The organism is Mesorhizobium sp. M7A.F.Ca.US.005.03.2.1 (genome assembly GCF_003997795.1).
Classification (GTDB): Bacteria; Pseudomonadota; Alphaproteobacteria; order Rhizobiales; family Rhizobiaceae; genus Mesorhizobium; species Mesorhizobium ciceri.
In genome coordinates, this window is record NZ_RZRP01000333.1 from 1 (window position 1) to 6,362 (window position 6,362).

Consider the following 6,362-nt stretch of genomic DNA (forward strand, 5'->3'; position numbering starts at 1 on the left):
GGCTCGGTCGTGGCGTAGACGAAGATGGTGCCGGCGGCGGCGAAGATCCTGGGCAATTCGGCGCGCAGTTCCTCGCGCAATTTGTAGTCGAGATTGGCGAGCGGTTCGTCGAGCAGCACCAGGCTGGCGTTCTTGACGATGGCGCGCGCCAGTGCGGTGCGCTGCTGCTGGCCACCGGACAGGCTCAGCGGCGTGCGGTCGAGATAGGGCGTCAGCTTGAGAAGTGCTGCGGCATGGCGCACTTCCTTGTCGATCTTCGCCTGATCGGTTCCCGCCACCCTGAGCGGCGAGGCGATGTTCTCATAGACGGTCATCGCCGGATAGTTGATGAACTGCTGGTAGACCATGGCGATCTTGCGCTTCTGCACCGGCACGCCGGTGACATTCTGGCCGTCGAACCAGATCGAACCGGAGGTCGGCACGTCGAGGCCGGCCATCAGCCGCATCAGGCTGGTCTTGCCCGAAAGCGTCGGTCCGAGCAGGACATTGAGCGAGCCGTGCTGGAGCGTCAGCGACACATCGCTTATATGCGCGACAGCACCGACCGTCTTGGTGACGTTTCTCAGTTCCAGCATGACGCCTCCTCCCAGGCCTTCCGCATCAGCTCAAACCCCTCTTCATTCGGCAGCCGCGACATGGCGCCGGCTTATGCCGTGCATGAATTCATCGAGAGCCGCCACCTGCTCGCGGCTGAGATGCAGACCGCGCTTGGTACGGCGCCACAATACATCTTCCGATGTGACGGCCCATTCGTTTTGAACGAGATAGCGCACCTCGGCCTCGTAGAGATCGGCGCCGAAGTTGCGGCCGAGATCGACGTTCGATTTGGCCAGCCCCAGCAGCATCCTTGCGCGGGTGCCATAGAGCCGGGTCAGCCGGCGAGCCAGGCGCGCGTCGAGGAACGGATAGGCGGTCTTCAGTTTCGCCACTTCGGCATCGAAACCGGTGGCCGGGAAATCGCCGCCCGGCAACGGCGCGTTTGCCGTCCACGGCTTGCCGCGTTTACCCAGAAAACCCTCGATCTTTTCCAGCATCGATTCCGACAGCCGGCGATAGGTGGTGATCTTGCCGCCGAAGGCGTTGACGATCGGGGCGGCACCATCGCCGCCATCGGCCTTGAGCACATAGTCGCGCGTCGCTTCCTGCGCCTTGGAGGCTCCGTCATCATAGAGCGGACGGACGGCGGAATAGGTCCAGACGATGTCCGAACGCTTGACGGCTTCAGCGAAATATTCGCTTGCCGCGGCGCAGAGATAGTCGATCTCGGTGTCGCTGATCCTCACGTCATGCGGATCGCCGGGATAATCCTGGTCCGTGGTGCCGATCAGGGTGAACTCTTCCTCGTAGGGAATAGCGAAGATGATGCGACCATCCCTGTTCTGGAAGAAATAGGCGCGCGGATCGTCGAATTTCCTGGCGATGACGATGTGGCTGCCCTGCACGAGGCGGACATTGTGCACATCGTTGAGGCCGACGACGCCGGAAAGCACATGATCGACCCAGGGGCCGGCGGCATTGACCAGCAGGCGCGCCTTGACCTCCTCGGTCTCGCCGGTCTGCAGATCCTCGACCTGGACCGTCCACAAGCCGTTTTCGCGGCGCGCGCCGGTCACTTTCGTGCGGGTGCGGACCGTTGCGCCGCGGTCGGCCGCATCACGTGCATTCAGCGCCACCAGCCGCGCATCATTGACCCAGCCATCCGAATATTCGAAGGCCTTCTTGAATAGCGGCTTCAAAGGCTTGCCGGCCGGATCCCTGGCCATGTCCAGCGTCCGGGTCGCCGGCAGCAATTTGCGCCCGCCAATGTGGTCGTAGAGGAAGAGACCGAGCCTGATCAGCCAGGCCGGGCGCAGGCCCTTGGCATAGGGCAGCACGAAGCGCATCGGCCAGATGATGTGCGGCGCGTTCTTCCACAGAACCTCGCGCTCCATCAGCGCTTCGCGCACCAGGCGGAATTCGTAGAATTCGAGGTAGCGCAGGCCGCCATGGATCAATTTGGTTGAGCCCGAGGAAGTCCCGCTGGCGAGGTCGTTCATCTCGGCGAGAAAGACGGAAAAGCCACGCCCGACGGCGTCGCGGGCGATACCGCAGCCATTGATGCCGCCGCCTATGACGAAAATGTCACGGATCGGAGATGCGTCCACAAATTCCTCCAGCGATTTCGCATTGCACCATTTTTGGGCTTTTACGAAACCGTGTCGGAATTATTTCGAAATGATAACGAATGTCAAACGAAATATCACGGGCGCGTGATATCAGCTGAAAACCGCCTAGGCGAGCGACGTCTCGATCAGCTGAACCTCGGCCTCCTGGCAGATCTTGCGCACCGAGGGGATATCGCAGCGGTCGGTGATGAAGGTGTTGACCTGCGACAGATGGCCGATGCGCACCGGTGCGGTTCGCTCGAATTTGGTCTGGTCGGAAACCAGGATGACATGCCTTGCATTGGCGATGATCGCCTGCGCCACCTTGACCTCGCGAAAATCGAAGTCGAGCAAGGCGCCGTCATGGTCGATGGCGGATGCGCCGATCACCGCGTAATCGACCTTGAACTGCCTGATGAAATCGACCGCCGCCTCGCCGACCACACCGCCATCGGAACCGCGCACGACACCACCGGCGATCACCACTTCGATCGACGGATATATCCGCATCCTATTGGCAACATTGATGTTATTGGTGATGACCATGAGACCGCTGTGATCGAGCAACGCCTTGCTGACCGACTCGGTCGTGGTGCCGATGTTGATGAACAGCGAGGCGTTGTCGGGGATCAGCCTGGCTGCCGCACGGCCGATCGCCTCCTTCTCGTCGGCGGCAATCTTGCGTCTCGCCTCATACTCCATGTTCTCGATGCCGGAGGGGTACAGCGCGCCGCCATGGATGCGCGAGAGCAGCCGCTGATCGCACAAATCGTTGAGGTCCTTGCGGATGGTCTGCGGCGTCACATTGAAGTGGTTGGCCAGATCATCGACCAGCACGCGGCCGTGATCCTTGGCCATCTGGATAATCTCGGCATGGCGCGGCGACAGATACATGGGCAACCTCCCGTTTTCGTTTTTCTTGTCTATAGTCGAAAACGAAACCGATGAAAAGGCATAAGCCGGCTAACGAAATCAGCGACCCAGGCCACGTGCGATTTCAGTAATCACCACAAAAGCCGTTTCGACATCGGCGGCGGTCGCCTCGAACTGTCCGACCTGGAACCGGATTGCGATCAGTCCATCAACCTTCGTCTGCGTCAGGTAGATGCGGCCATCGTCGTTGATCGCATTGACAAGGCGCAGATTGTGCTCGTCCCCGTCGGTTGCGGTCTTGTGCCGGAACGAGAACAACGACAGCATCGGTTCGCTGACGATCTCGAAATCCGGCTCCCTTGCCAGCCGCGCCGCCAGCCCTTCGCTCCACGCGACATGATTGCGGATCATCGCGCGCAGGCGTTCCAGGCCATGGGCGCGCAGCAGGAACCATAATTTCAACGCGCGAAATCGCCTCCCGAGCGGTACCGACCATTCGGAATAGTTGATGATGCCGTCATGACCGTGCGTCTTCAGATAATCCGGCTTGATGGCCAGCGTCCTGACATGGCTTTCAGGGTCGCGCAGGAACTGGATCGAGCAGTCGAACTGAGCGCCCAGCCATTTGTGCGGATTGAAAACGATCGAATCGGCGCCTTCGACGCCTGTCCAGAAATGCCGATATTCCGGACAGATCATCGCCGATCCCGCCCAGGCGGCATCGACATGGAGATAAAGCCCATGCCGCCGTGCCACCTCGGCAACCGCAGCAATGTCGTCGGTGCCGCCAGTGCTGGTGCCGCCGACGCAAGCGATGATGCCCGCCGGCAGCATGCCGGCTTCCCGGTCGGCGACGATTGCCGCCTCGAGCGCGGCCGTGTCCATGGCGCGAAAGCGGCCGCTGACGGGAATGCGCACGAGATTGTCCTCGCCGATGCCGGACACCCAGATCGCCCGGTCGATCGACGTGTGCACCTGGTCGGAGGAGTAGATGCGCAGCCGCGCCTGCCCTGCCAGGCCCTGTTTGTTGCCTTGCCAGTCGAGTGCCCGTTCGCGCATGGTCAGCACCGCGGCCAACGTCGCCGATGAGGCTGAATCCTGGATTACGCCCGAGAAGCCTTCCGGCAGACCGAGCGCCTGGCGCATCCAGTCGACGGTGCGCGTTTCGAGTTCGGTCGCCGCCGGCGACGTCTGCCACAGCATGCATTGCGCGGCCATCGCCGAAACAAGATATTCCGCCACCACCGAAACCGGCGCCGCATTGGCCGGGAAATAGGCGAAGAAGCGCGGATGCTGCCAATGCGTCATTCCCGGCAGGATCTTCTCTTCGAAATCGGCGAAGATCCGGTCCATCGGTTCGGCGTCTTCGGGCGGCGAAACCTCGATGCTTCTGGAAACGGCGCCGGGTTCTACCAGTGGCCGCACGGGGCGGTCGCGCAGATTGTTGCGATAGTCAGCGCCCCAGTCGGCGGCGCGCCGCGACCATTGCCGGAAATCATCATTGTTCATCCTGTCCTCCCGACATGATCCATCGCTACCATCCGTCGCGGTTGGTCTCTTATTAATTAACGCGTGAAATATATGCAACCAGCAAGAGATGCCGCACGCCTCAGCCAGGGAAATCCGGCAGGCTGGCAAAAGCCGTCTTCAGCGCATTCGACCAGCCATCGGAGATCGTGCGGTAATACTGGTCGTCCTGGCCGATCCGCTTCTTCAATCCGACCTTGAAAGCGTCCTTCTCCAGGAAGAGCAGGTCGAGCGGCAAGCCGACGGACAGGTTCGACTTCAACGTCGAATCGAACGACACCAAAAGCAGCTTCACCGTCTCGGCGAGGCTCATCGTCTTTTCGTAGGCGCGGATGATGATCGGCTTGCCGTATTTGGTCTCGCCTATCTGGAAGAACGGCGTGTCATCGGTCGATTCGATGAAATTGCCTTCGGGATAGATCATGAACAGGCGCGGCTCGCTGCCCTTGATCTGACCGCCGAGGATGAAGGACGCATTGAAATAGGAATCCGCCTTCTCGCCAGCGGGTGACGAATTGGCGATGACCTCCTTGACCGTGTCGCCGACAATGCGGACCGTTTGGTACATCGACGGCGTTTCGAGCAGTGTGGAATGTCTTTCGGAGATTGCCTTGGTGCGCTCGTCAAGCAGGCTGACCACGGCCTGCGTCGTCGCCAGATTGCCCGCCGACATCAAAACGATGACGCGTTCGCCCGGCTCTTCCCAGACATGCATCTTGCGAAAGGTGGAGATGGAATCCATGCCTGCATTGGTGCGCGTGTCGGACATGAACACGAGCCCGCGATCGATCTTCAGGCCAACGCAATAGGTCATGGAATCTCTTCTAGAGCAATTCCAGGAAAAGTGTGAAGCGGTTTTCCGTCCGGAATTGCGTTAAAACAAAGGGATAGAGCGGTTCGGGGTTCCTTGAAACGATGAATCGCTCGGCAGCAATCTTGCGAGGATTACTGCTCCACCGTGACGGTGACCGCAAGCTGTTCTTCCGCCTGTCCCAGCCGAATTCCCGACACCGGCGTGGCGTCGCGGTAATCGCGGCCCGTCGCCACCTTTACATAACGCTCGTCGGGCGAGATGCCATTGGCGGCATCGAAGGCAACCCAGCCGAGACCCGAAACATGCGCTTCGGCCCAGGCATGGCTGGCCGCCTGCTCGACCGTCGCATCCAGCATCAGATAGCCGCTGACATAGCGGGCCGGAAAGCCCATGGCACGGGCGGCGGCGGCAAAGATATGGGTATGATCCTGGCAGACCCCGGTCTTGAGCGCCAAGGCTTCCTCCGCCGGCGTCGTCGCATTGGTCGTGCCGGGCGTGTAGGCGACGCGCTCTCCGATGACAGCCATCAGCCGGTGCAGCCGTTCGATGTCGCTGCCCTTGCCAACCGATGCGGCGAGTTCGCGGATACCGCTGCCGATCACCGTCAATGGTGTCTCATGGCTGTACAGCCAGAGCGGCGTGAAGCCCTGGTGTGGCCCCGAGACGCCCGCGGTGTCGCGCGTCACCACTTCGCCCGACGCCTCGACCGTGATGAAGTCGCGCTCGCCCTCGACGCTCAACAGCCTTGTGTCGTTGCCGAAATGGTCGACAAAGCGGACCTCTTCGCGCGCGCCTTCGATCGCCAGAGCCCAGGACAGAACGGTCTGCGTCGACCCGCTGACCGGAAGCAGCCGCAGCCGCTGCAACAGATAATGCACCGGCGTATCGTAACGGTACTCAGTTCGGTGGGTAATCTTCAGCCGCATGCTTCTATTCCGTTTGTGAGCGCGATCTCCGGACAAACGGTTTCCGTTTGTCTAAGAAAACCGGCTCCACCTTTCGGG

Annotated in this window: 6 protein-coding genes; all 6 read right to left on the minus strand. The window is 61.0% G+C overall.

Features of this window, described 5'->3' with window-relative positions; genetic code table 11:
• Positions 1 to 575, minus strand: a 575-nt coding sequence (locus EN991_RS18975) for an ABC transporter ATP-binding protein (RefSeq protein WP_164769197.1), incomplete at its 3' end; no start/stop codon positions are given.
• A gap of 42 nt (positions 576 to 617) precedes the next feature.
• The gene (glpD, locus tag EN991_RS18980) at positions 618 to 2,144 is read right to left on the minus strand and encodes a glycerol-3-phosphate dehydrogenase (RefSeq protein ID WP_127369306.1); all 1,527 of its coding nucleotides are present in this window, start codon (positions 2,142 to 2,144) and stop codon (positions 618 to 620) included.
• 126 nt (positions 2,145 to 2,270) lie between these two features.
• Positions 2,271 to 3,038, minus strand: a complete 768-nt coding sequence (locus EN991_RS18985) for a DeoR/GlpR family DNA-binding transcription regulator (RefSeq protein ID WP_127369307.1) — start codon at positions 3,036 to 3,038, stop codon at positions 2,271 to 2,273.
• 78 nt (positions 3,039 to 3,116) lie between these two features.
• Positions 3,117 to 4,526, minus strand: coding sequence for an aspartate aminotransferase family protein (locus EN991_RS18990; protein ID WP_127369308.1), 1,410 nt, complete (start codon positions 4,524 to 4,526; stop codon positions 3,117 to 3,119).
• 100 nt (positions 4,527 to 4,626) lie between these two features.
• Complete coding sequence (locus tag EN991_RS18995; RefSeq protein ID WP_013531816.1) at positions 4,627 to 5,358, minus strand: peptidase; 732 nt, start codon at positions 5,356 to 5,358, stop codon at positions 4,627 to 4,629.
• 131 nt (positions 5,359 to 5,489) lie between these two features.
• Positions 5,490 to 6,284, minus strand: a complete 795-nt coding sequence (locus EN991_RS19000; RefSeq protein ID WP_063172085.1) for a transglutaminase family protein — start codon at positions 6,282 to 6,284, stop codon at positions 5,490 to 5,492.
• Positions 6,285 to 6,362: the final 78 nt, after the last annotated feature.

Bases quoted from the DNA above. Each gene is read 5' to 3' on its own strand.
- EN991_RS18995 (WP_013531816.1), bottom strand. From the start codon at position 5,358: ATGACCTATTGCGTTGGCCTGAAGATCGATCGCGGGCTCGTGTTCATG.
- EN991_RS18990 (WP_127369308.1), bottom strand. From the start codon at position 4,526: ATGAACAATGATGATTTCCGGCAATGGTCGCGGCGCGCCGCCGACTGG.
- EN991_RS19000 (WP_063172085.1), bottom strand. From the start codon at position 6,284: ATGCGGCTGAAGATTACCCACCGAACTGAGTACCGTTACGATACGCCG.
- EN991_RS18985 (WP_127369307.1), bottom strand. From the start codon at position 3,038: ATGTATCTGTCGCCGCGCCATGCCGAGATTATCCAGATGGCCAAGGAT.